This window comes from Christensenellaceae bacterium (assembly GCA_031260975.1).
Classification (GTDB): domain Bacteria; phylum Bacillota; class Clostridia; order Christensenellales; family UBA1242; genus JAISKJ01.
The window spans coordinates 761,050-784,999 of record JAISKJ010000003.1; the positions used below are offsets into that span (position 1 = coordinate 761,050).

Annotated in this window: 22 protein-coding genes; 3 read left to right on the forward strand and 19 right to left on the reverse strand. The window is 41.4% G+C overall.

Annotation, left to right across the window (positions count from 1 at the left end):
- The first annotated feature begins 110 nt into the window (after positions 1-110).
- Complete coding sequence (locus LBN07_04235) at positions 111-392, forward strand: hypothetical protein (protein MDR0850656.1); 282 nt, start codon at positions 111-113, stop codon at positions 390-392.
- Positions 393-476: 84 nt separating this feature from the next.
- On the opposite strand, the gene greA is transcribed toward LBN07_04235, so the two are convergent.
- Positions 477-956, reverse strand: coding sequence for a transcription elongation factor GreA (gene greA / locus LBN07_04240; GenBank protein ID MDR0850657.1), 480 nt, complete (start codon positions 954-956; stop codon positions 477-479).
- A gap of 395 nt (positions 957-1,351) precedes the next feature.
- Between greA and LBN07_04245 the strand changes: the two genes are divergently transcribed.
- The gene (locus LBN07_04245; protein ID MDR0850658.1) at positions 1,352-1,609 is read left to right on the forward strand and encodes a hypothetical protein; all 258 of its coding nucleotides are present in this window, start codon (positions 1,352-1,354) and stop codon (positions 1,607-1,609) included.
- A 236-nt stretch (positions 1,610-1,845) separates the two neighbouring features.
- Here LBN07_04245 and LBN07_04250 read toward each other — a convergent pair whose 3' ends face one another.
- The 9 genes from LBN07_04250 to LBN07_04290 form a co-directional block, all read right to left on the reverse strand.
- Positions 1,846-2,805, reverse strand: coding sequence for an ATP-dependent 6-phosphofructokinase (locus LBN07_04250; GenBank protein MDR0850659.1), 960 nt, complete (start codon positions 2,803-2,805; stop codon positions 1,846-1,848).
- Positions 2,806-3,108: 303 nt separating this feature from the next.
- A complete protein-coding gene (locus LBN07_04255; protein MDR0850660.1) occupies positions 3,109-6,717 on the reverse strand; it encodes a DNA polymerase III subunit alpha in 3,609 nt (1,202 codons plus the stop codon).
- A 148-nt stretch (positions 6,718-6,865) separates the two neighbouring features.
- Positions 6,866-7,588: a S9 family peptidase gene (locus LBN07_04260; GenBank protein ID MDR0850661.1), complete on the reverse strand. Its 723-nt coding sequence runs from the start codon at positions 7,586-7,588 to the stop codon at positions 6,866-6,868.
- Between the two features lie 22 nt (positions 7,589-7,610).
- On the reverse strand, positions 7,611-8,576 hold the full coding sequence (gene whiA, locus LBN07_04265; protein MDR0850662.1) for a DNA-binding protein WhiA: 966 nt from the start codon (positions 8,574-8,576) through the stop codon (positions 7,611-7,613).
- Positions 8,577-8,760: 184 nt separating this feature from the next.
- A complete protein-coding gene (locus tag LBN07_04270) occupies positions 8,761-9,549 on the reverse strand; it encodes a PHP domain-containing protein (GenBank protein MDR0850663.1) in 789 nt (262 codons plus the stop codon).
- A 16-nt stretch (positions 9,550-9,565) separates the two neighbouring features.
- Entirely contained in the window at positions 9,566-10,474 is a 909-nt protein-coding gene (gene murB / locus LBN07_04275) for a UDP-N-acetylmuramate dehydrogenase (protein ID MDR0850664.1), read from the reverse strand.
- Between the two features lie 62 nt (positions 10,475-10,536).
- Entirely contained in the window at positions 10,537-11,559 is a 1,023-nt protein-coding gene (locus tag LBN07_04280) for a hypothetical protein (protein ID MDR0850665.1), read from the reverse strand.
- 74 nt (positions 11,560-11,633) lie between these two features.
- Positions 11,634-13,433 (reverse strand): excinuclease ABC subunit UvrC, encoded by a 1,800-nt coding sequence (uvrC, locus tag LBN07_04285; GenBank protein MDR0850666.1) that lies wholly within the window; start codon positions 13,431-13,433, stop codon positions 11,634-11,636.
- Between the two features lie 40 nt (positions 13,434-13,473).
- Complete coding sequence (locus LBN07_04290; protein ID MDR0850667.1) at positions 13,474-13,821, reverse strand: metalloregulator ArsR/SmtB family transcription factor; 348 nt, start codon at positions 13,819-13,821, stop codon at positions 13,474-13,476.
- A 133-nt stretch (positions 13,822-13,954) separates the two neighbouring features.
- On the opposite strand from LBN07_04290, the gene LBN07_04295 reads away from it, so the two are divergent.
- Positions 13,955-14,182, forward strand: a complete 228-nt coding sequence (locus LBN07_04295; protein MDR0850668.1) for a hypothetical protein — start codon at positions 13,955-13,957, stop codon at positions 14,180-14,182.
- A gap of 32 nt (positions 14,183-14,214) precedes the next feature.
- Here the strand turns inward: LBN07_04295 and LBN07_04300 are convergent, their stop codons facing one another.
- From LBN07_04300 to LBN07_04340, 9 genes are all read right to left on the reverse strand, one after another.
- On the reverse strand, positions 14,215-15,534 hold the full coding sequence (locus tag LBN07_04300; GenBank protein ID MDR0850669.1) for an AI-2E family transporter: 1,320 nt from the start codon (positions 15,532-15,534) through the stop codon (positions 14,215-14,217).
- A gap of 116 nt (positions 15,535-15,650) precedes the next feature.
- On the reverse strand, positions 15,651-16,775 hold the full coding sequence (locus tag LBN07_04305) for an AAA family ATPase (protein ID MDR0850670.1): 1,125 nt from the start codon (positions 16,773-16,775) through the stop codon (positions 15,651-15,653).
- A gap of 99 nt (positions 16,776-16,874) precedes the next feature.
- Positions 16,875-18,077 carry an elongation factor Tu gene (gene tuf / locus LBN07_04310; protein MDR0850671.1) on the reverse strand — a complete coding sequence of 401 codons (1,203 nt, stop codon included), beginning with the start codon at positions 18,075-18,077 and terminating at the stop codon, positions 16,875-16,877.
- A 78-nt stretch (positions 18,078-18,155) separates the two neighbouring features.
- The gene (gene fusA / locus LBN07_04315; GenBank protein ID MDR0850672.1) at positions 18,156-20,237 is read right to left on the reverse strand and encodes an elongation factor G; all 2,082 of its coding nucleotides are present in this window, start codon (positions 20,235-20,237) and stop codon (positions 18,156-18,158) included.
- Positions 20,238-20,463: 226 nt separating this feature from the next.
- Positions 20,464-20,937 (reverse strand): 30S ribosomal protein S7, encoded by a 474-nt coding sequence (gene rpsG, locus LBN07_04320; protein MDR0850673.1) that lies wholly within the window; start codon positions 20,935-20,937, stop codon positions 20,464-20,466.
- Positions 20,938-21,009: 72 nt separating this feature from the next.
- Complete coding sequence (gene rpsL / locus LBN07_04325) at positions 21,010-21,381, reverse strand: 30S ribosomal protein S12 (GenBank protein ID MDR0850674.1); 372 nt, start codon at positions 21,379-21,381, stop codon at positions 21,010-21,012.
- Between the two features lie 371 nt (positions 21,382-21,752).
- The gene (locus LBN07_04330; GenBank protein MDR0850675.1) at positions 21,753-22,037 is read right to left on the reverse strand and encodes a hypothetical protein; all 285 of its coding nucleotides are present in this window, start codon (positions 22,035-22,037) and stop codon (positions 21,753-21,755) included.
- Positions 22,038-22,122: 85 nt separating this feature from the next.
- Complete coding sequence (locus LBN07_04335) at positions 22,123-22,998, reverse strand: hypothetical protein (protein ID MDR0850676.1); 876 nt, start codon at positions 22,996-22,998, stop codon at positions 22,123-22,125.
- 120 nt (positions 22,999-23,118) lie between these two features.
- Complete coding sequence (locus LBN07_04340; GenBank protein ID MDR0850677.1) at positions 23,119-23,778, reverse strand: hypothetical protein; 660 nt, start codon at positions 23,776-23,778, stop codon at positions 23,119-23,121.
- Between the last annotated feature and the right edge of the window lie 172 nt (positions 23,779-23,950).

Genomic DNA, 23,950 nt, shown 5'->3' on the forward strand with positions numbered 1-23,950 from the left:
TTGCTTTACAAAACATACTTTATTATGTTATACTAAATTTATAAAATTACTGATACGTTACCAAACTACAAACAATCGCCTGCGGGGGCATCCCCGCTTAGGAGGCAGCTATGGCAATAGACATAAATCTTGAAAAACAGATTATACAGCTTATGCAGATGGGCCAGACCCGCAAAATGATAATGGAGCTGGGCATATTTTTCGCGCCCGGCGATTGGGCACGTATTGCCGAACGTCTTTCAATCTATATACTTCAAAATTCTTCTACGCAAGACAATAAAGCAACCGAAACCGTATGCCGGGCAATAACAGCCATACGTAAAGAAAACGTAACCCCCTCACTTATAGAAGAGCTCGGCGAAGTAGTCGCTGAAATTTATGACAACCAATAAAATTTCTTTTCTTTCACACAACAAAAAAAGCAGGGCTCATGCCCCGCTTTTTTAGTTTTACGCAAGAAAACTCTTTGAGTTTTCTTATGCACGTATACCTATAATTTTAAGTCTGATAGTAATATTATTTTCCGGTAACGTAACTTCAATAATATCGCCCTCTTTTTTGCCGAGCAATGCCTGCCCCACCGGACTTTCATTTGATATAAGTCCGCCGGCAGGGTCACTCTCGGTGCTGCCCACAATTCTGTATTCAAATGTGTCGTTATAATCTAAATCTTTAACCTTAACAAAACAACCTGCTGTTACCTTGTCGGTCTTAACATTTTTTTCGTTGATGACTTTTGCCACTCTGAGTTTTTCTTCAATTTCGGCAATCTCTGCCTCAATTTTTCCTTGAGCCTCCTTTGCTGCGTCATATTCACTATTTTCGCTCAAGTCTCCAAAGTCCCTGGCAATTCCTATTTGTTTTGCCACCTCTCCTCTTGCAGTGCCCTTCAGATACTCCAATCTTTCTTGCAGCTGCGTATAACCATCCTTGGTCAAATATACTTCTTTTGCCATCTCAAAGCCCTCCTTGTTTTGCTTTTAATAATGCCCTATAATTAAAGAAACCTCAAAGGCTCTCCTAAAAAAATAATGTGCGGTCTTGCTGACTACACATAATCAAGTCTCGGGAGATGCCACAAACTTTGTGCCCGTCTTTAATTATATGCAATATTATATACTTATTCTGCATCAATGTCAACTGTTTTTAAAAAGTTATCAAAGGTTATTTTTGGGCGTTTCTTTCAAAAAAATCTTTATTTCTCTGCATTTTTATAAGTAACACTAGTATATTCAGCAGACGGACAAAAATTACCTAATTTTTTAAACGGATAAAAATAAACTTAAAATCAAAATCGTTTTGGTTTTAGGCTTGTTTGTGCTATACTTCAAGAACAAAAAGGCGGTGACATATGCGCATCTGGGCAAAAATTATGCTCAATCAAAAGATAAAGAAAGATACTATGCTTGAAGTTGCAGGTGATTATGACCCTGACAAATTTCAGGCCTATCTTGAGGCTATTGCCTACAAACTGCATATCGGCACACCTATAATTTTGACCAAGCACCTCAATCATTTTCTGGAGTTTAACATCACAAGCTTTGGTCAGAGCGATTTTGCAGAGGTTATAGATTTTGACCAGCTTGTTATAGAAAGTGCTTCAAAATAAGTTCTGCGGCCTTGCTTTCATTCATAAAACCATTTAAAAAAACTTTATTACTTTTATTTTCACAAAAGGGTCGCAGGGTTTTTAATATTAACCCATTAGTTATAGACAATTAGAAACGGTGTAGGCGCATTATATGGGGTTAGCAGGCGACAAGCACACGAAGAGAGTGTATAAGAAATACATGACCAAGTGGAATTGACGCACGCAGACCCTATATGGCGATGCATACACCGTTTTTATGTGTTAAGTTTTTCAAACAACCGTAGCAACGCCTCATCAAAGTTGGTCTTGCTGTGGTTGGCTGTTTTCATATCAACATCAATAATTTTGTTGTCTTTTACGCCCACTGCCCTGTTAAACTCGCCCTTTTCAATGAGCTCCATCGCTCGCACAGCAAACTGCATGGCAAGCAGACGGTCTTTGGGAGAAGGTGATCCGCCCCGTTGAATGTATCCAAGAACATTGGCCTTAGTTTCTTTTTTGGTGTGAAATTCAATTTCGGCAGCAAGCTTAAAAATATCATAAAGGTGCTCACTCACAATCACCAGCGGGCTTGTAATTCCAAGAGATATGGCCTTTTTAACCCGTGCCACAATCTCCTCTTCACTGAGCGGATGCTCGTTGGTGGCAACAACCTCGCACGCGCAGGTGGAGGCCGAAAAAAGCGCAATTGAACCGCAAAATCTGCCCATAACCTCTACCACGCATGCCCTGTCAAGCGACGACATCGTTTGACTTATGCTTTCAATAGCATTCACCGCCACATTAACTGCGCTGTCAAACCCAAGAGCATTATCGGTATAATATAAGTCATTGTCAACCGTGGCAGGAATTGCCACCGTTTTAATTCCTTCATCATTAAGAGCGGTCAGTCCTCTAAACGACCCGTCGCCCCCTATCACAATCAGCACATCAATCTTGTGCTTTTTAATATTTTCAACTGAAGCCTTAAGACCTGCCACAGTGGTAAACTTACGGCTTCGTGACGACTTCAAAACCGTTCCTCCGACATGACTGACATTTCTGAATATCGCATAATCAATACGGCTGAACTCATCATCAATAAGTCCTTGAAATCCGTGGCTCACACCCCAAAACTCAATATTTTTATTAAAACTTGCTATTTTTGCAAGTACATTTATGCAGGTATTCATACCCTGACTGTCCCCACCGCTGGTCAAAACAGCTATTCTCATACTCACCTCTTTCTCTTCTATATTATAACCATAATTGCTTTTAATGTAAAATGTTTTGCATAATAACCTTGAAGTTTCCGCAATATGTTCAAATACTCCGCCTTCTTGCTTACCACAATAAAATTGATGTAAGCTTATGTACTTTACTCTAAACACTTTTAAATTAATAAATCATTTATGCATCAGGAGTTTTAAATTTGTGAACGCAGTAAAATTTATGCGTTAAAGCGTAGCAGTTTAACAAAATTTTACAAGTAAACAAATTTAAAACTCCTGACGCCATCTAAGCATTGAAAAGACAAATTACATCACTTTTATAAATTCCTCTTTAATTAACGCATTCAGCTCATTAAGCAAATAATTATCCACATTAACCTTGAGCCCTATCCTAAAGCTTTTGTCGGTTTGCCCGCATTTTATCAAAACGGGCACACTGCCAATGCTATTTTTCAAAATCGTCATAATCTTTTGATGCAACAGCTTGTCGGTAGTGTCATACTTTAAATAAAGCGTCTGCGAAGACTTTTCTTCTTCTTTGGGTTTTTCCGGCTCTTCTTCAGTTTCCGCCGCCCAAAAGCCCATCTTTTCAACAAGTATGGTGGGGGTATCCCCCGGCCTCAGCGAAAGTCTGCCGCTTACGCTTATCATAACATCCTCTTTAAGCTTGTCTTTATATCGGTCATAAATATTTGGAAACATCATCAAATCCATAGAACCATACAAATCTTCAAGCTTGAGCATGGCCATTTCACGGTTGCCCTGCTTAGTATACATTTTTCGTATCTCCGTCACAATTCCGCCTGTATTTACCTGCATATCGTTGACAATATCCTGTTCAATAAATTCCATTTCGTGCATTTCGTCGTTGGCATTTATATCCTCACTCACAACCAGCTTTGACGAATTAAAGTTAAAATTCTTCATCTTGTCAGCATAATTATCAAGCGGATGACCCGAAATATATACTCCCGTCACCTGCTTTTCAAACTTAAGCTTGGCGGCAAGGCTATATTCCTTTATATCAGGATAAACCACTATATTAAGCTGCACCGCCTCGTTTTCAAACAGACTGAACTGCCCTGTCGCCTGCGTCTTTTTTGTGGAATATGCCATATCAATTACCTGATCAAACACCTCTATCAGCTGCGAACGTGCTTTGCCGAAGGAGTCCAGCGCACCGCTGTAAATCAGGCTTTCCATATACCTTTTGTTGACAGTCCCCGCAAATCTGGATATAAGGTCATAGAGGTCAGCAAACGAACCGTTTTTAGTTCTCTCTTCAATAATGCTGTCAGTCATACCTATTCCAACATTTTTGAGGGCCGCAAGACCAAACCTTATTTTGCCGTTTTCAACGCTGAAGTATGTCTCACTCTTGTTGATGTCCGGAGGAAGAACCTCTATCTTAACTTCCTTTGCGTATATGAGATATCTTTTAATTTCATCAGCGTTTGTTATGCGGTTGTTTAAAACCGACACCAGAAACTCCACCGGATAATAACACTTAAGCCACGCTGTCTGATAAGTTAAAACTGCATAACCTGCCGAGTGCGACTTGTTAAACGCGTATTTTGCAAAGTTTTCCATTTCATGAAATACTTTTTCGGCTACTTCCGGTTTGACACCGAGTGCAACAGCACCCGGGATACTTTTTTGTCCCTTGGGGTCCTGCCAGCCGTTTATAAACTTCTTACGCTCTGCGTCCATCTGGTCCACTTTCTTTTTGCCCATAATACGCCGCACATTGTCGGCCTGCCCCAGCGTATAACCCGCCATGACCTGAACAATTTTCATAACCTGCTCTTGATATACAATTACGCCGTAGGTTTCTTTCAAAATAGGCTCCAGACACGGATGGTCATAGACTATATTTTTGGGGTTTTGCTTATTTTCCAAGAACCTAGGTATATAATCCATCGGCCCCGGCCGATACATCGAAATAGCAGCAATAATATCTTCAAGACAGTCAGGCTTAAGCTTTCGCATCAAATCCTGAAAACCTGAGCTTTCAATCTGAAATATGTTGGTTGTATCGCCTGAAGTAACCAACTTATAAACATTGGGGTCATCAACCCCCATGCTATCAAAATCAATGTCTTTATTAAAATTCTTTTTGATAAGCTTAACAGTTCTGTCAATATCCGTAAGCGTTCTAAGCCCCAAAAAGTCCATTTTCAGAAGTCCCAAATCCTCAAGCTCCACCATGCTGAATTGGGACGCTATTTCCTCGCCGTTTCGCAGCAGCGGCACAAAGTCGCTGACGGGTCTTGGTGTAATCAAAATTCCGCAGGCGTGTGTTGAGCTCTGTCTGGGCATGCCTTCAAGCTTTATGCCAAGGTCAATAACTTTTTTAAGACGCTCGTCGTTGTCATAATAAGCCCTCAGCTCGGGCAGAACATATTTCTGGTCCTCTTCTTTGCCCGTTGTTCCAAAATAATACTTCAAAACCGGCGGCTTTTTTATGCCGTCAGGCAGCTTGTTCGGGATAGACTTGGTTATCTTGTCAACCTCGGCATAAGGAATCCGCAACACCCTACCCACATCTTTTATGGCGTTTTTAGCGGCCATAGTGCCAAGTGTACCGATATACGACACATGATCCATGCCATATTTCTGTTTGACATACTCAATAATTTCCGACCTTCGGTCATAACAAAAGTCAATATCAAAGTCTGGCATACTCACACGTTCTTTGTGAATAAATCTCTCAAACAGCAGGTTGTATTGCAGAGGTTCTACATTGGTTATGCCCATGGCATAGGCCACAATACTGCCCGCTCCGCTACCTCTGCCGGGGCCCACAGGTATGCCTTGACTTTTGGCGTAGGCAACATAATCCCACACCACCAAAAAGTATTCTATAAACCCTCCGCTTTTAATAAGCTCCAGCTCGGTCTCGGCACGTTCTTCAAGTTCCTTGGTAATTTTACCATATCGTTTTTCAAGCCCATCGTATACAACCTTTTTCATATACTCATAGTTATTCATGCCGTCCGGAGCCTTAAAAACAGGAATAAACGCCTCGCTGGGCTTTAGAACAGAATCCTTAGGAATACCCAACGACGAATCTATCTCTGCGTGACTCTTGGCCTTAATTGATACCTGACACTTTTCAACTATCTCATAGGGAGTTTCAAGTGCTTCGGGATAAGCCCCCAAAACCTGCTGCATTTCCTCCATATTTTTGATATAAAATTCTTCGGTTTCAAACTTCATGCGGTTAGGCTCGTCCACAAATCTGCCCGTCTGAATACACAGCAAAATATCCTGCATTTCAGCATCAGATTTGTTGATATAGTGAGCATCATTTGTAGCAACAGTCTTTACACCAATCTTTTTAGCAAGGTTATAAAGCGGCTCCAAAACCTCTATCTGTTCAGGAAGACCGTGATTTTGAAGCTCTATATAATAGTCGCCTTCATCAAACAAAGACTTATATTTAAGCGCAAGCTTTTCAGCTTCGTCAAAGCGGCGCTCTAAAAGCAGTTGCGGAACATGCCCCGCTAAACACGCTGATAGACAAATGAGCCCCTCGCTGTGTTTTTTCAGCACCTCATAGTCAATTCGGGGCTTGTAATAAAACCCTTCTACATGGGCAATGGAATTAAGCTTTAACAGATTCTTATATCCCGTATTGTTTTTGGCAAGCAAAATTAAATGAAAAAGCTCGGGCTTACCCGATTTAACATGCCTGTTTTCGGCAATATAAAACTCGCACCCGATGATGGGCTTAATTCCTAATTTAAAACACTCGGCATAAAACTTGAGTGCGCCCATCATATTGCCATGATCGGTTATGGCAATGGCAGGCGCTCCCTGCTCTTTAACCTTTTCAACCAGCTTTTTGATGGTGCAGGCTCCGTCAAGCAAACTATATTCGGTATGCACATGCAAATGTATAAACGGTTTCATTTATCCCTCTTTTTAAATATGATTTCCAATGACTATTCCTTTATCATTGCGAGCCAAAAGCGTGGCAATCCCATAGTATAGGTCTTAACAAGGAGTTGCGGTCACCATATTCCTCGTAATGACAGCAAGCCTGCAGTTCGTCGAGCTTTTACTGCCATTTGATTTTTGCTCCCTCCATAATAAGAGAAGAATAGTGACCAAACATATCCAAGTCCTCAGGGCTCGTCAGTTGATGCCCTGCTCCATTTATGGTATAAATATGTGCTCCGCCGTCTAAAAGTTTTTGATAGTTTTTTATATCAACCATATCGTCATTTTCGCCGGCAATAATGTTTATCTTTGAATTTCTGCCTGTATCAAATGTTGTATTATTCGCATAATCCGAACACAGCTCAAGACTAAAGGGCTTATAGCTTTCCAAAGGTCCATCACCCGTAACCCATTCGTTAAGAAATATTCCTTGTTTTTCAATCTCAGTTTTAACAACTGATGCCAAGTCAATTGCAGGGGCACGCAAAATAAGCACACTATACTTATCAGGGTCTTTTGCAAAATATTGCAACATCAAAAATCCCCCAAAACTGCTTCCAAACAAGCTTATATCGGAATTGGGAAAATTCAGCCGCGCCCATTCTTCAATTGTTTCAAACTGTTTTATATAATCTTCAGTCTGAAAAAGTTCTGCACCGCGCCCCAGAAGGTTAAAGCTCACAACACCCACCCCTTGCTTTTTCATGACCTCTTTAAGTTTCGTTTGAGTTTTTCCGTCCTTACTGCTGCCCATGCCATGAGCAGACAAAATAATCTGTCTGCATTTTTTCATATCTTCCAAGTCGAAATTGGTATCAAATTCAATATCTTCCATCCTCATACGTTTTCTCCTTTGCTTGTTTTCACAGCTCTTCAGCGAGCTTCATAAGCTTTCTCAGCTGATGATTGACGCCGCTTTTAGTGACATTTCCCATAAGCCCCGCCAGCCCCTCAATTGACTCTTCGGGATGAGCAAGCCTCAGCTCACACAACCTAATGAGTCCGTCACTTAAGCTGCCGAGGCCTCTCTTATTTTTTATCCTCTCAATGGCCGCAATCTGTTTCATAGCAGCCGTCGCCGTTTTTTCCACGTTGGCACTAAAGCAGTTATTCTGCCTGTTTATATTATTTCGCACCTGCCTCACAGTTATTTCATTCTGAAGCTTTAAAACGCTCTTAAAGGCCCCCACCATAGCAAGAAGGTCGCTTAGCTGCTCGGCTTCTTTTATATACAGCACAAACAAGTGTTTGCGCTTACTCTTTTTGCTGCTGATACCTTGACTGAAAAGCAATGCCGAAAAATCATCGGCAAATTCCTCTTCTCTAAAAATAAATTCCAGATGATACCCGCTGAATTTACGGTCCTCATCGGGTCCGCCTTCAAATATCTTAATGCCTGCTGTGGAACTCGTTATAAAAACACCCTTGATATATGACAGAGCGCAGCAGGGGCTTTCGATAATATGTTCATCAATGCCCTTAATAAGTTCAAAATTGCCCTGCGGATTAATCCGAGCCAGCCCGCAGTCAAACAAAACCTCTTTGCTGCAGCTTGGCGGAACTGTTATAATATATCTTACCGATTTGTTTATGTTAAGGTCCTCGTCCAGCATTATCTCGGCAAAGTCGCCATACAGCCGCTTAAGCGTGTCGTTGATTATGCCGTAAACCTGCTGCATGTCCGTTTTTATAACAACACTCATCTGCCCGCCGTTTATGTTAAGCTCGCCGCATGAATGCACAATAGCCGAAAGCTCCGAGAGCTTGCAGCATTCGTTTTGACATAAACTATTTATCACTTCAATTCTGGCGTCTCTGGCAAACGACATAATATCCTCCTTTTAAAAAATTCAAAACTTATGACTTTTCTCACTCAAAACGCTCCGCAGACACCATGGGTGTCGAAGCCCTAGTGAAGAGACATATATACACAACTCCACCCCTGCACAATGCCGTAAAATTTTTGCAGTGAACAATTTTGACAGCTCCAACCTAGCTCCAAATTTAAGTGAGTTATTTTCTTTTATAATTTATAAACTCCGGCAGCTTATTAAGGTTTGATATATTTTCTTCAGGTATATTATAGTCCCTAATTACTTTCTCACCCGCCTCAAAATGCCCTATCCTCTCGGGTCTGTGCGAATCAGTGTCTACCACAAATTTTACACCCGTTTCAACCATCTTGTCAACCTCAGGTTTTGTCAGAAACATTGACTTACAATTAATTTCAATAAGCGTACCTCTTTGTTTGGCTACTTCTGCAACCCTAACAATATCCACCAGAAACGGCAGCGGCCTTGTGTTGGGGTGCACCAAAACATCTATTTTGTTTTTGTTGAGCATATCAATATAAATTTGTGTGTTTCTCTCTATCAGGCGCTTTGCCTGACCGATAATGGCAAAAACCAGCGTCTTAAAAAACAACCTAAACGTATGCTTAAGCCCTGTGGCCCTTGCCACTCTGTGAAAGCCGCAAATAACAAAGTCCAGAACTTCCATGTCAGAAGGATGAACATCAATATCGCCGTCAAGAGAAATCAGATTGGCCTCAACACCAATCAGAATGTTTATATTATATTTCTTACTAAGTTCCTTGGCTTCTTCTTTCAGGCGCTTTACTGTCTTTCTCCGCGTTCCAAAAAGTCCCTGATTAAATCCATGATCGGTTATACCGATTTCCTTAAGTCCCTGTTCAGCAGCAGCACGCACATTTTCCTCCAGCGTGCCCTTTGCATGTTTAACAGGAAACCACCATCTTTTGGCGTGTCGTGTGTGTGTGTGATAATCTCCAAAAAAATTCATAAGTGCTCCTTTGTTGTCATTCCTCCTTTGGCGGAATGATTATAACTTCTCTTGTTAGTATTATACCAAATTTTTTAGAAACTGTCTTTCTTATTTTAGTAATTAATTTAAAAACTTGTCTGAATTTTGCGCCGCCGTTATTGACTATAAATCCGCAGTGCTTTGGCGAAATCTGAGCAGCTCCTGCAGATTTTCCTTTAAGACCCGTCTCTTCAATAAAAACCGGAGCCGGAGTATCCCCAAACTTTTTAAACACACTGCCCGCACTAGGCATGGTATACGGCTGAGAAGCTATCCTCTTCTGAAGATACTCCTTGCATTTTTGCGTAACAGTTTTGGTATCGCTCTTTTGAATTTTAAATACAACTTTAAGGATAATCAAATCCTTACCGCAAAAACAACTCGTTCGATAACCAAACTCCAAATCTGCTACACGTTTTATAAATACTTTATTTCCATCGGTGTAATATACCTTAAAAATCCACTCACTCATCTGTCCGCCATAAGCTCCTGCATTCATAAAAACCGCACCGCCGACTGTGCCCGGAATTCCAAAGCTAAATTCCATTCCCCCAAAACCGTTTTGCATAAAAAAAGCGTTTAACTTAAACAACGGCACACCGGCACCGGCAACAACTCTATTGCTGCCCTGCGTTATCTTTTCAAAGCGGCCCGCAAGTTTAACAAACACATAGTTAAGCTTTTTATCATGCGCCAGAATATTGCTGCCCGCACCCAACACAAAATATGGCTTGTTATACCTCCTGCAGGTTTGAAAAACAGTTTTTAGCTGTTCAAAATTTTCAGCCAGCGCAAATACCCTTGCCCGCCCGCCTATTTTGACGGTGGTATAGTCTTTTAGCTCCGCTTTTATCGTTTTAATTCCGGCAGCTTTCAGAACCTTTTCTATCTTCAAAAAACTCATATATTATCCCCTTTTAAAACCTTTGGCATAAAAATCTTGCAAATATGACCTGAAAACAACAGTTATGGCTCATATGCACTTGCACCCACCTGAGCTATGCTGGCAGCTTTAGCCTGTTCTATTTCGGTTTTTGTCAAAAATACATTCACAGAAGTGAGCGGACCCGCCAAAACTTTTTCAAAAGCTTTCATATATCCCTCGGAGTATATATCGCCGTTGACGCTGAACATTCCGATGTTACTCAGCACACTTTGCGACTGCTTGCTGAGCACAAATTTTATAAATTCTTGAGCTATAGCACTTTCTTTCATAAGGCCCAGATACTGCACAAGGTCGCTAAAACCTCCAAGATATTCATACTCACACGAAACAAAGATTCCGTTATTTTCGCGGTTTTTTATTCTATATACATCCCGCTGCGTGCCCACTAAGTTAGTGAAATTTCCCTTTAAAAATCCCTCATAAACCTCATATGTAGTTCCGCTCATATATTGACCTATTCCGGTTATGCTTTTTGTTGTCAGCGCCTGCGCCGGATTTATAAACCCGTCCAGGCCCATTCCTACACCTAAAACCTGCCGTTTGCCCAAAACAAAACCTTGCTCAAAAATATTATCCTGCTGTGTTTTATTAAGATAATCGCTTCTGGATATTATTGCATACCCACCCAACATATAAGGCACTGCCAGCATTTCGCCTTCAATCTTACCGTATTGTAAAAGGTCATCACGCACATTAAAATTTAGCTCGGCAGGCAAAAGCCTGTCCTTTAAAATTTCCCCCGCCCCCACACTAAACGACACCATATCCGGCAGAAAATCAGCATTCAGCTCAAGCTGCTCTATTGTCATAGTTTTTACGTTTATAAACTTGCTGGGGTTTTGTTTGTTAAAGTCGCGAGCAATTTTTCTAAGATACTCTGCCCTGCTGCCGCTTCCTCCTTCAAAGCTTTCTATGTGCAAAAGCTCTAATATCTCAGGCTCCTGCGCTTCTGCCCTCAAAAAGCCTATTTCATAAAGCTCTTTATTCAGTCCTAAAATCCCAAACACCAACACAAAAATAAACAACAAAACAGCGGCCAGCACACGCCCAAAAAGTCTCCTCTTAAACTTGATTTTTCGCATATTCATATCTATGAAAAAAAAGAGAATTATATACCCTAACTCTCTTTTAACGCATCCTTTATACGCCTAACTAAACCGATATCAAAACCCTTTAGTTTGACAATCTCAGCCTCTTCGGTTTCCTTTATTTTCTTTATGGTCTTAAACTCGTCAAGAAGCCTCTGTTTTTTAACCTTACCCAACCCTTCAATTTTGTCAAGAACACTCTCTGTCTGTTTCTTGCTTCTGATGCTTCGGTGATAAGTTATAGCATACCTGTGCGCCTCATCTCTTATGGCCTGCAAAAGCTTTAGCGCAAAGCTGTTTCTTCCCAAAATTATAGGCTGAACATTGTCTTCCACAAAGACCTCTTCCTCCCTTTTGGCCAGCGAAATCACTTCAATATCGTGGTCATACCCCTTTATAAGGGCTCTAACGGCCCCAAGCTGCCCCTTTCCTCCGTCTATGACAACAAGGTCAGGACGAGACCCAAAGCTGATATCAGCACTGTTAAGGCGCTCAAGGCGCCGGCTTAAAGTCTCCGTCATACTGTCAAAATCATTGGGACCTTCCACCGTTTTTATCCTAAAGTGCCTGTAGTGATTTCGGGCGCTTTTGCCGTTTATAAATACCACCATACTCGACACCGAATTGGTACCCTGCGTATTTGATATATCATAGCACTCCATCCGCACCGGCAGATTTTTAAGCCCAAGTTTAGTTTTAAGTTCCTCCATAGCCCCAAAACTTTTTGCATATTCCTTCTTGTCCTGTTCTATGCTGTTTTCCAAAAAGTCCTCTGCATTGCTGAGTGCCTGTTTTATAAGCTGCTTTTTTATTCCTTTTTGGGGCACTTCAATTTCGGTGCTGCCAAGCGTATTCAAAAACTCCGTTAGTGCCCTCAGGCCTTCAACCCGCTCTTGCACCAAAATCTTCTTTGGCAATTTAGGGTTCTGTATATAATATTGCGTAATAAACGAGCTTATCACCTCATCAAAACCCAGACCCGTCGCATTATAATTCTTAGCCCCCATCATCTTTCCGCCGCGGATAATAAGTACGGTTACAGCACCACCCACTTCATTTGAAACAAATGCAAACACGTCTATATCCATATCCTTTGTCAGCGCCGCCAACGTTCTGTCTTTAAGCCTTCCAAGCATACTCAATCTGTCTCTTATTTCAAGCGCAAGCTCAAAGTTTTCGGTGGCTGCGGCGTTATTCATCTTTTCGTTTAAAATATTATACAAGGCGCTGTCTTTGCCGTTTAAAAAGCTTATTACCTTTTGCATAGTATTTCCATACTTAGCAGGGCTAACCTTGCCTATACACGGTGCGCTACATAGTCCCATTGAGTGATTAAGACATGCTCTGCCAAGCAACTTTCCGCCTCTAAGCTTTAGCGTACACGTTCTTATAGGGTAAGCCAAGTTTACGGCCTTCAAAATCTCTCCCGCCGAAATACCGCTGAAATATGGCCCGAAACAAAGTGCTTTGTCTTTTTTCAACTTTCTCACAATTTCAAGTCTGGGGAAGTCCTCTGTCATATCAATCCTTATATACGGAAAATTTTTGCTGTCTTTAAGAAGTATATTATATTTAGGCTGATATTTTTTTATTAAATTATTTTCAAGAAGGAGTGCGTCAAATTCGCTGTTGGTTATGATATAATCAAAGTCGGCTATCTTTTCAACCATAGCGGCAACCTTAAAATGAGGCTGCTTGTTTTTAAAATACTGCCCCACTCTGTTTTTCAAAATTCTCGCCTTACCCACATAAATTATGGTACCGGTTTTATCCTTCATCAGATATACACCGCTACTTTGCGGCAGGCTTTTCAACTTTTGCTCCAACATATCTATATTATACACCAAATCAAGACAAAATCAAGACAAATCAAACAATATTAGCTTCCAGATAATCCACACCGCTAAGCAACACATCATTAATTATATGGTTGGATAAATCATAAAAAATCACTTTGCCAAGACGCATATTTTTGACTATCCCCATACTTTTGAGCAGCTTAAGTTGATGGCTGACAGTAGTCTGATTTATGTCAAGTGCCATCGAAATATCATTCACACACATACGTCCCATAGAAAGCGCCGACAATATCTTGAGCCTCGTGCCGTCGCTAAACACTCCAAAAAAATCTGCAAGTTGTTGCAAAACCTGTTTTTGCGGCATATAATACTCCAGATTTTTTATCATTTCGTCGCTCAGATTCATAAATTTATTCATACCGCGCCCCTTTCAAAAATTATACTCCGCAAAACCAGCTTAGCCAAGCAAAACCACTTACGAATTTTGCAGGAAAACTGCCAAAACCCTCTTTGATTGTCAAAATAAATCCCCAAAACCAAAGGAGAACGCCATGAACCAAAATACCATCCTTTTAGTACTGCTTCTGTCAATTTTTACTGAGGCCGCCGATATAAACCTAAACACCAACGCAAACTTTTTGTTGCTTTTGCTTTTGGCGCTGGATGAAGGGAACAGGGACAGGGATAGAGACAGATGCAGATGCCGCTGTAATTGCAGCCGCAACCCAGACTTTGAAAACTTTGAACGTTTGCGTGCCGAAGCGACTGCAATAATATAAAAAAGTGAGGCAATCCCCTCACTTTTTTTATTCTATTCATCTGCTTTTTTGCGCCGTCTTTTTGGTTTCGCAGGCTCAGTTTTTTCTTCAATGTTCTCCTTAGTCTCAGGTTCTTGTATCTTTTTCTCAGCAACAGCCACATTTCCTACGGGAATAATATTACCCGCTACACCTTCCTGCGGCACTCCTCCCAAAGCAGGGATTTGCCTCAAACCCATACGCATTTCCTTAACCTTTATATTCTCCTGCCAGATTACCACAATCACTGCCGCAACAGGTGGAGCAAAGAACATTCCGAGCATTCCGAACATTGCTCCGCCTATGACAATTGACACCAGCACCAGCAGCATGCTCGACTTCATACGGTTGCCCGTAATAAAAGGTGAAATAAATGTACATATAAGTGAGAATGATGTTACGCTCAAAATTACCGCCCAAAGTGCCTGACTCAGCGTTCCGAACACAAAGGTCACCAAAACCACCGGCACAAGACCTATAATTATTCCAACATACGGAATTACATTAAACAGTGCCAAAATTATGGCCAATGCCCATGCATATGGCACTCCCAAAATCATAAATATAATACCCGCCACAACCGAAAGCATCACAAACTCGATAAACTTACTTAAGAAATAGCCGTACAAAATCTCTTCCGAACGCTTTTTAACCAGCATAATTTCACCGGCGCGCTCAGGTGAATGGTTTGCATAAATGTGTCTTGTTGCAAAGTTGACTATCTTTTCTTTGTCCTTCAAAATGAGGAAAGCCAAAAAGAAACTTAGAAGCGCCATTCCGAGCCCCAGCAGAATTGTTGTAGATATATCCACAATACTGTCTTGTATAGACACTATAGACAGTCTCACCCACTCAATAATTGTGTCAACAATATCAGTGGCAATATCTCCGCCTGCTCCCAAGCTTTCAAAAATAGTAATCAGCTGTGCCCGCACCTTGGCAACATTGCCCTCAGGGTCGCCCACAACCTCAGTTACAACATCCACAATTCTGGGAATTAGCAACCACATAAACAATGTCAGTAGCCCCAGCACAAAAACTGTAACAATCGTAAGACTTATGGCACGCTTAAACGGAGCCTTATATTTACTGTTTAAAAAGGCATTTTTTAACAATTTATTTTCAATAAAATTAACAAGCTTAGCCAGCAGAAAAGCAATCAACGCTCCTGCAATAATAGCAGCACTTCCGGCAAGGAAAGCAAAGAACACGGTATTAAACCAACCGCCCCAGCCCGCGACAAGCGCCAATATCAACACGATGACAATGCCCCAAGCCCAATTCCTATATCTGGGCGCACTGCCATTTGAATTTATTTCAAAATTTGTCGCCATAAAATCCTCTTAACTACAAATTAAGTATATACTAAATTACATTTTTTAGCAAATAAAACCAACCCCAAAATCGACAAAAACTGATCAAATCTCATGCTTCTTTATTTGTTTAACCTTCAAAAATCCTGCCCCATTCTAAGCTCTTCAGGAAACTCCTTAGCCAGAGAATTATTCTTAAATCTTTTATCCTCAGTAACTTCTTTTATTATGCTAAGATATAACGGGAAAATAATATCTTGATCCTCATGGCTCAGCTCAACCTCAAGTATTGCATTTTGAGAGCCCGGATAAATATCTACCTCAAGATATTGGTTTTCGTGAATAAGACAATATCTGGTTTTTCGCACGGGCTTAAGCTTTGGGTCAGCCTCCATCAAAAGCGTAAGATACTCCTGCTGGGTTATGCGCTCCTCCGTTTCAAAACGTGTCGCCCCCGAAAGCTGACGCTTGGTGGTTTTAGTATATTGATATTCTCCGTCTATACCGCGCTGCCTTACTCTAACCTCTTCATTTGGATGGTCAGATTTCAAATATGTCTGCAAAATCTCCACCTTAGTGCAATTGTCACATCTGTCAAGATAGGCCTGTGGATTTTCTATCAAAAACTTCCGTTCAATCTCAAAAGGCTGAGGCTCCCCTAAAAAGTGTGTGACCTCCTGCAGAAGCTTTAACATCTTTCCGTCAAAATTACTGCTGTTGTCTATCATCCTCAAATGCGGATGCCCTGTCCATGCCCTAAGCGTTTTAGTATCAGCCGTCCTTGCTTGTTCGGCAGTTTCACAACGTGCGGCGTTGGTGGCCAGAGTATAAAACTCTTCAGCTCCCTTAGCCGCCGTAACCAAATGAAACACAGCGTCATATCGTTTGTCTCTGAGCGCCACTTCACTGACGCTATCCCCTTTCAAAAGCTGTGACCACAAAAGCGCCGAGCAATATGCCTTGCTATCCATAATACCCCTGTCAAAAAGCAAAATTATCTTTTTGTCGTCACACTCCTCACAGTGTCTGGTCCAAATTTCTTCAAGTGCAATTTGCGCCTCAAAAACTCTTTTCTGAAACTCTCTGTTGTCATCAGGCTTTGGTCTGATGCCGCTGCCAATCAGCATAGTAGCAGCCTCTGGTACCACCACAACCTTATATCCAAGATTGCTGAGCGTCTGCTCAAGCTTGGCAAGAGCCGTAGTCTTTCCAGCACAAGGTCCTCCTGTCAGAACAATCCTCTGAATACTTTTGTTTTCCATTTCTTCCCCTATTTCTTGCAAATTTTCATCTTTAGAATCATTGTATAACACTCAAAAAACAAGCCCTGATTTAAGACTTGTTTTTCGTTTTTCTAATTATTATTCTATAATTGACGCAACTACACCCGAACCTACAGTTCTTCCGCCTTCACGAATAGCAAATCTCAAACCTTGTTCGATAGCTATTGGAGTAATAAGCGAAATTGTCATACTGATATTGTCGCCGGGCATAACCATTTCCACGCCCTTCGGAAGCTCGATTGAGCCGGTAACGTCGGTAGTTCTGAAGTAGAACTGAGGACGGTAGCCGTTGAAGAACGGAGTGTGTCTGCCGCCTTCTTCTTTTTTGAGAACATATACTTCGGCGGTAAATTTGGTGTGAGGTTTGATGCTGGCGGGTTTAGCCAGAACCTGTCCTCTTTCGATTTCGTTTCTCTGAATACCTCTAAGCAAAAGACCTACATTGTCGCCGGCCTGTGCCTGATCAAGAAGCTTTCTGAACATTTCAACACCGGTAATAACCGTGTTTTTGTTTGAACCCATACCAATAATTTCAACAGTGTCACCAACTTTAATAACACCTCTCTCAACTCTTCCTGTTGCAACAGTACCGCGCCCCGTGATGGTGAACACGTCCTCGACCGGCATAAGGAAAGCTTGGTCAATCGCTCTCTTGGGGTCGGGAATCCATGTGTCAACAGCGTTCAAAAGCTCTTCAATACATTTGCATGCAGGGTCATTTGCCTTGCCTGCCTGAGCGGCCTCCAAAGCCTTAAGAGCCGAGCCCTTAATAATTGGAGTGGTGTCTCCGGGGAAGCCGTATTCGTTAAGAATGTCTCTTACTTCCATTTCTACAAGGTCCAAAAGCTCAGCGTCGTCAACCTGGTCAACCTTGTTAAGGAACACAACGATATAAGGAACGCCTACCTGACGAGCAAGCAGAATGTGCTCTCTTGTCTGAGGCATTGGGCCGTCGGTTGCGGCAACAACCAAAATTGCGCCATCCATCTGAGCGGCTCCTGTTATCATGTTTTTAACATAGTCAGCGTGTCCCGGACAGTCTACGTGAGCGTAGTGTCTCTTTTCAGTCTGATATTCAACGTGAGCGGTATTAATAGTAATACCTCTCGCTTTCTCCTCAGGAGTGCTGTCAATATCTTCATATCTTTTCTTTTCTGCAAATCCTTTTGCAGCAGACCACATGGTGATTGCAGCGGTCAAAGTAGTTTTGCCGTGGTCAACGTGGCCTATAGTTCCCACATTCACATGCGGTTTATTTCTTTCAAATTTTGCTTTTGCCATTTTTAAATTAAATCCTCCTAAAATTTTTTTTGATTGTATGCTCATTATAACAAATATATTTTGTTTTGCAAAGCATTTTTAGTCACCTTTTTTGTGTTTGCCAATAAGCTCTTCAGCGATATTTCGCGGAACTTCGGCATAGTGAGACATCACCATCTGAAAGGTTCCCCAGCCTTGTGACATACTTCTCAGATCCGTCATGTATCCAAACATATTAGCTAGAGGTACATGCGCTCTGATAGTCTGACTGTCTCCCGTTGAGGTTGTGCCCAAAATCATACCGCGTCTGCCTGAAATGCTTCCGAGCACATTGCCCAAGAATTGGTCAGGAACTTCAATTTCAACTTCCATCACAGGTTCTAGAATTATGGGGTCAGCACGTCTCATAGCATCCTTAAAGGCCATTGAACCCGCTATCTTAAACGCCATTTCCGAAGAGTCAACCTCGTGATAGCTTCCGTCAAGCAAAGTAACTTTAATGTCCACAGTTGGAAATCCCGCCAGAACACCTGTTTTCATAGCTTCCTGAATACCCTTGTCAACGGCAGGAATGTATTCCCTAGGAATAGACCCACCCACAACCTTATCTTCAAACACATAACCTGTGCCGGGCTCCTGAGGCTCCATATCAATCACACAGTGACCATACTGACCCTTACCGCCCGATTGTTTAATATATTTTCCTTCAACGTTTTTGGCAACCTTTTTGATTGTCTCCCTAAAGGCTACCTGCGGCTCTCCAACGTTACATTCAACGCCGTATTCTCTTTTCATTCGATCAACTATAATTTCAAGGTGAAGCTCACCCTGTCCGCAGATTATAGTTTGCCCCGTTTCGGTGTTAGTAAACCTCTTAAACGACGGGTCTTCCTCAGCAAGCTTCATAAGCGCGTTGGCCATTTTTTCCTGGTCAGCCTTGGTCTTGGGCTCAACTGCCTGTTCAATAACCGGCTCGGGGAAGTCCATCGGATCAAGTATAATGGGGTTTTTGGGGTCACACAGAGTTTCGCCTGTGGTAGTGTCCTTAAGCCCTACTATAGCAATAATGTCGCCCGCATAAGCCTCTTTTTCTTCAATACGGTTGTTTGCATGCATACGCACAAGACGCCCTACTCTTTCAGTCTTTCCGTTAACGCTGTTTAGCACATATGAACCGGACTCAATCTTTCCGCTGTATATACGATAAAAAGTAAGTCTGCCATACTGGTCGGTAGCTACCTTAAAGGCAAGCCCTGCAAGCGGCACGCTGTCGCTGGCCTCTCTTGTATCGGGTGTAACCTTGTCAAGCTTTGTTCCCTTAACAGGCGGAATGTCCACCGGGCTCGGGAAGTAGTCAACAACTGCATCAATAAGACTCTGCACACCCTTGTTTCTAAGGGATGAACCACAACAGATAGGAGTAATTGCAAGACTGAGTGTACCCTTTCGTATAGCAACTTTAATCTCGTCTTTACTAAACTCAACACCCGCAAAAAACTTTTCCATAAGCGCGTCATCAGTTTCGGCAATAGCCTCAATTAATCCTGCTCGGTATTTTTGGGCAAGTTCTTTTAAGTCCACGGGAATTTCAATTATGTCGCGCTCTTTTCCTTCGTCGTCTTTATAAACTATGGCGTTCATTTCAACCAGGTCAATAATTCCTTTAAAGTTTTCAGCCTTGCCGATGGGCAACTGAATGGGAACAGGATTTGCCCCAAGCTTGGTTTTCATTTCGTCTATTACTCTAAAAAAGTCAGCGCCGGGGTTATCCATCTTGTTAATAAATGCAATTCTTGGAACATGATATTTGTCAGCTTGACGCCACACATTCTTGGATTGTGTCTGAACGCCGCTTTTGGCACAGAATAGCTCAATTGCGCCGTCCAAAACCTTCAGGCTTCGCTCAACTTCAATAGTAAAGTCCACGTGTCCGGGGGTGTCAATAATGTTGATTTTGTGACCCTTCCAATAGATGGTGGTGGCAGCCGAAGTGATGGTTATACCGCGCTCCTGCTCCTGTGCCATCCAGTCCATGGTGGCCGCACCCTCGTGCACCTCACCGATTTTGTGAATCTTTCCCGAATAATAAAGTATACGCTCGGTTGTGGTAGTTTTTCCGGCATCAATGTGTGCCATTATTCCGATATTGCGAATTTTTTTGATATCAATATCTCTCGGCATAATTATTTTTCCTTTCCTTTTATAAATTTCTAATCTCTTTATTCTAAATTATTAGTTTATGAATTTTTAGTGTTAAATGTAAATGGCGACTCCACGCCCTACGGGCTCTGAGTGACAGAAAGCAGGGCTCCGTATTTTAAGAACAAAACATAATCGCCAAATACTAATTAATTGATGTATTTTTCGTTCTAGTTTGCGCCAAATACAAAGTGTATGGGACGAAAAGTTACCATTTGTAGTGAGCGAATGCTTTGTTAGCCTCCGCCGTTCTGTGCATCTCTTCCTTACGCTTAATCGCACCGCCGGCGTTGTTATATGCATCAATGATTTCGGCTGCGAGCTTTCGATGCATCTCTTTTTCCCCGCTTCTCTTTCTTGCAAACAGCACAAGCCATCTGATGGCCAAGGTCTGCCTTCTATCGGGTCTTATTTCCATAGGCACCTGATAGGTAGCACCTCCCACTCTTCGAGGCTTTGTTTCCAAAAGCGGCTTTATGTTTTCGACTGTCTGATTAAACACGTCTAAGGCATCCATATTCAGCTTTTCTTTTACTACTTCAAAAGCATCATAAACAATGTTCTGCGCAATTCCGCGCTTTCCCTGCAGCATAATTTGATTAATAAGCTTGGTTACCACGGTTGAATTATAAATCGGATCGGGCAACACTTCTCTCTTATCAGCAGCATTTCTTCTTGACATATTATTTTCTCCTTTCTTAAAATTTAAAATGAAAAATTAATAGCAATCTTTGCTATATTAAAAATTTTTTAATTACTTGGGACGTTTAGCACCATATTTAGACCTGGCCTGCTTTCTCTTTGCCACACCGGCAGTATCAAGCGTTCCACGAATTATGTGGTATCTGACACCCGGAAGGTCTCTTACTCTGCCGCCACGCACCAGAACAACGCTGTGTTCCTGAAGGTTATGCCCCTCACCGGGAATATACATAGTTCCTTCGATGCCATTTGAAAGCTTTACTCTGGCTATTTTTCTGAGTGCTGAGTTAGGCTTTTTAGGCGTGGTAGTAGTAACCGACAAACAAACCCCTCTTTTCTGTGGGTTTTGCTTCAAAATCGGAGATTTACTTTTTTCCGTGGCCTTAGTCCTTCCGTGCCTTACTAATTGATTAATTGTAGGCATTTAGTTTTTCCTCCTTGCTTTGGGTTTTTTGCCCTCTTTTTAATGAAACTTCAAATTGTTTGTGCCGTGCAACCTCTTACAAGCACACAATTCATTCTTCATCAAATCTTGTGCGTTCTTAAACAAAATTTTGATGATATATACTTTTAAAGTAGCATTTACTGCGATTTTCATTCAGTTTTGAGCATGCTCAAAAGAACAAAATACACCCTCTTGGGGTATACTTTTGAAAGTATGCGTTAATTGTATCAAAAACTGCACCGTTTGTCAACAGGTTTTTGCAGTATTTTCAGTGGATTGCTTATAATCAAAAATGAACACCTCTGCTCATTTTAATTTATACTCGAAATATTTTTATTTTCTTTTTAAATTCAACTTGCGGCGGTTATATTTTCCTTCACCTCGGCTGAAATTAAAAGTACAATATTTCCTTTATGATGCTTAGCTGAATCCATATAGCTGCGGGGTTTCTCTTCTACTTCTCCGTTGATTTTTATTGACAGCTTTACAAAGTCAGTGAACATTTTTTTTGCCATAATAAAGGCTTCTTCAACCGTTTTGCCTGTGCAAAAAAGGTCAACATCGTCAAACGCAACAACAAAACCGTCGCCTTCAATGTCTTTATAAAAAACTGCCGGAAAAATATACTGTTTCATAACCCTCTCCATCTCTAATATTATGACCAAAATTTTTGTTTATGCTTCATTTTTTTGTATAGGTTTATGCAATTAAGGACCTCTGTTATTTGCGGATATCAGGAATGTCCTCTCCTGTAAGCTTGCTGAAGTCTCCGATAAATCCACCCACAGCACCTCTTCCCTGTCCTTTATACGAAGTATCCACTTTGGGCGGCTCATCCTCGTCGTCGCTATCATCCTTATTTTGGGTTTCAGCAACTTCCTCTGTTTTCTCTGCAGTTTCCTCTTCGGTCTCCTGTTCTTGTTCAACTTCTGCCTGATGCGGCTGCTCAGTTGTCGGCTCTTCCTCTATTTCCTCTTCTTCAGGTTCCTGTTCCTCTTCCTCAGGCTCAGGCTGAGCCATAGGCACAGGTGTTGGGGCCTGAGCGGGTGCAGGTGCCGGTTTTGGTGCAGCTTTTGCCACTTGTGCTGCCGGCACCGGTTTTGTTTCTTTAGGAGGAATATAATTTCCAAGAGCTTTTGCTTCCTTTATGCTCTCACGCTCAATAACATTTTTCATCCATGTAATTGCATTGTTGTCAAAACCTTTGGCCCTTATTATAATATCTTCTATATTACCGTTTTCAAGTTGATAAATCTTCCATGTTCTCTCTGGCAGTCCGCCTTCAATGGTTTCGGCCTCCACCACCTTTTTGTCGCCGGTGCTACTTTCAATATTTTTAACCTTAATAGACAAAAGCATCACCACATTTCCGGGGTGTTTCCTTGCACTCTCCAAATAATCCTGAGGTTGTTCTTTTACCTGACCGCCCACCTTAATAGAAAGCTTTACAAAATCCGAAAGCATCTCCTCAATCACCGAATAAGTTTCTTCAAGTGTTTTTCCGTCGCAAAAAAGCTCTATGCCGTCAAATGCGGCAACATATTTTTGAGTTTCAGTATCTTTATAAAAAACTACAGGAAATATATATTTTTTCATAAGAATCTCCAATCTAAATATATCACAAAAAAGTCACATTTGTAAAACAAATATGCCACTTTCTTAAAATTTTTGTTGGCAACAAAAAACCGCTCTTTGAGCGGTTTCTTTATTCTTTTATTATTGACCAAACGGAACTTTTGCAGGCTCTTCTGCATTAAAAGCCTTACTTGCAGACACATGGTTTCCCTTATGACCGGGAGCTTTATATGCTTTATCCAGAAGCTCAGCTTCCACCTTTTCTTCAAATGGTTCAGCTGCCGCCAATATTTCGTCATCATTTACAACTTTAGAAACAAATTTTACTCTCGCAGCCTCTTGCTCACTCATAAAATAATTGTGGTCTATAATTCCCCTAATATAGGCCATCTGTTCATTGGTCATACTTGTAATAGGTCCCCCGCCGAACTGTGCATTTATAAAGTCAACAAGTATTCGTGAATCTTTTACAGCACTACCCAACTCAACCGCCTTTTCATATATCGCATTCTGTCTTGCCGATCTTCCTTCATCTTCAGTCGGTAAGCTCGAGGCCAATTCCGTTACGACCTGCATAAGTCTTTTAGCGCCTCTCTCTGCAGCCTGCGAATCAAGATTTTTCAGTCTTAAAACAGCTGTTGCATAGTCTTTAAATACCTTAGGATCGTCCATAAGAATACCCTCTATTATAAGGTTGCCCTTTATATCTTCCAGAGTATCGACATCTTCTTGACCACGGATACCGGTCAAGTCTTTTGCAAAATCCTTATCCAGATCAACATCGTTACCATTTATTTTCATATATTCCTCTCCTCTCTAATCACTTAATTTTTACAAAGCTTTTGGCTTCGTTTTTCTTTTGGATACCTAATGATAGCATACTTTTTCGGGTTTGTAAAGTGGTATTTTAAAAATATTTTATTCCCTCTATTTTAGCGGGATTGAGGGTATTTTTATACATATCTATTATATG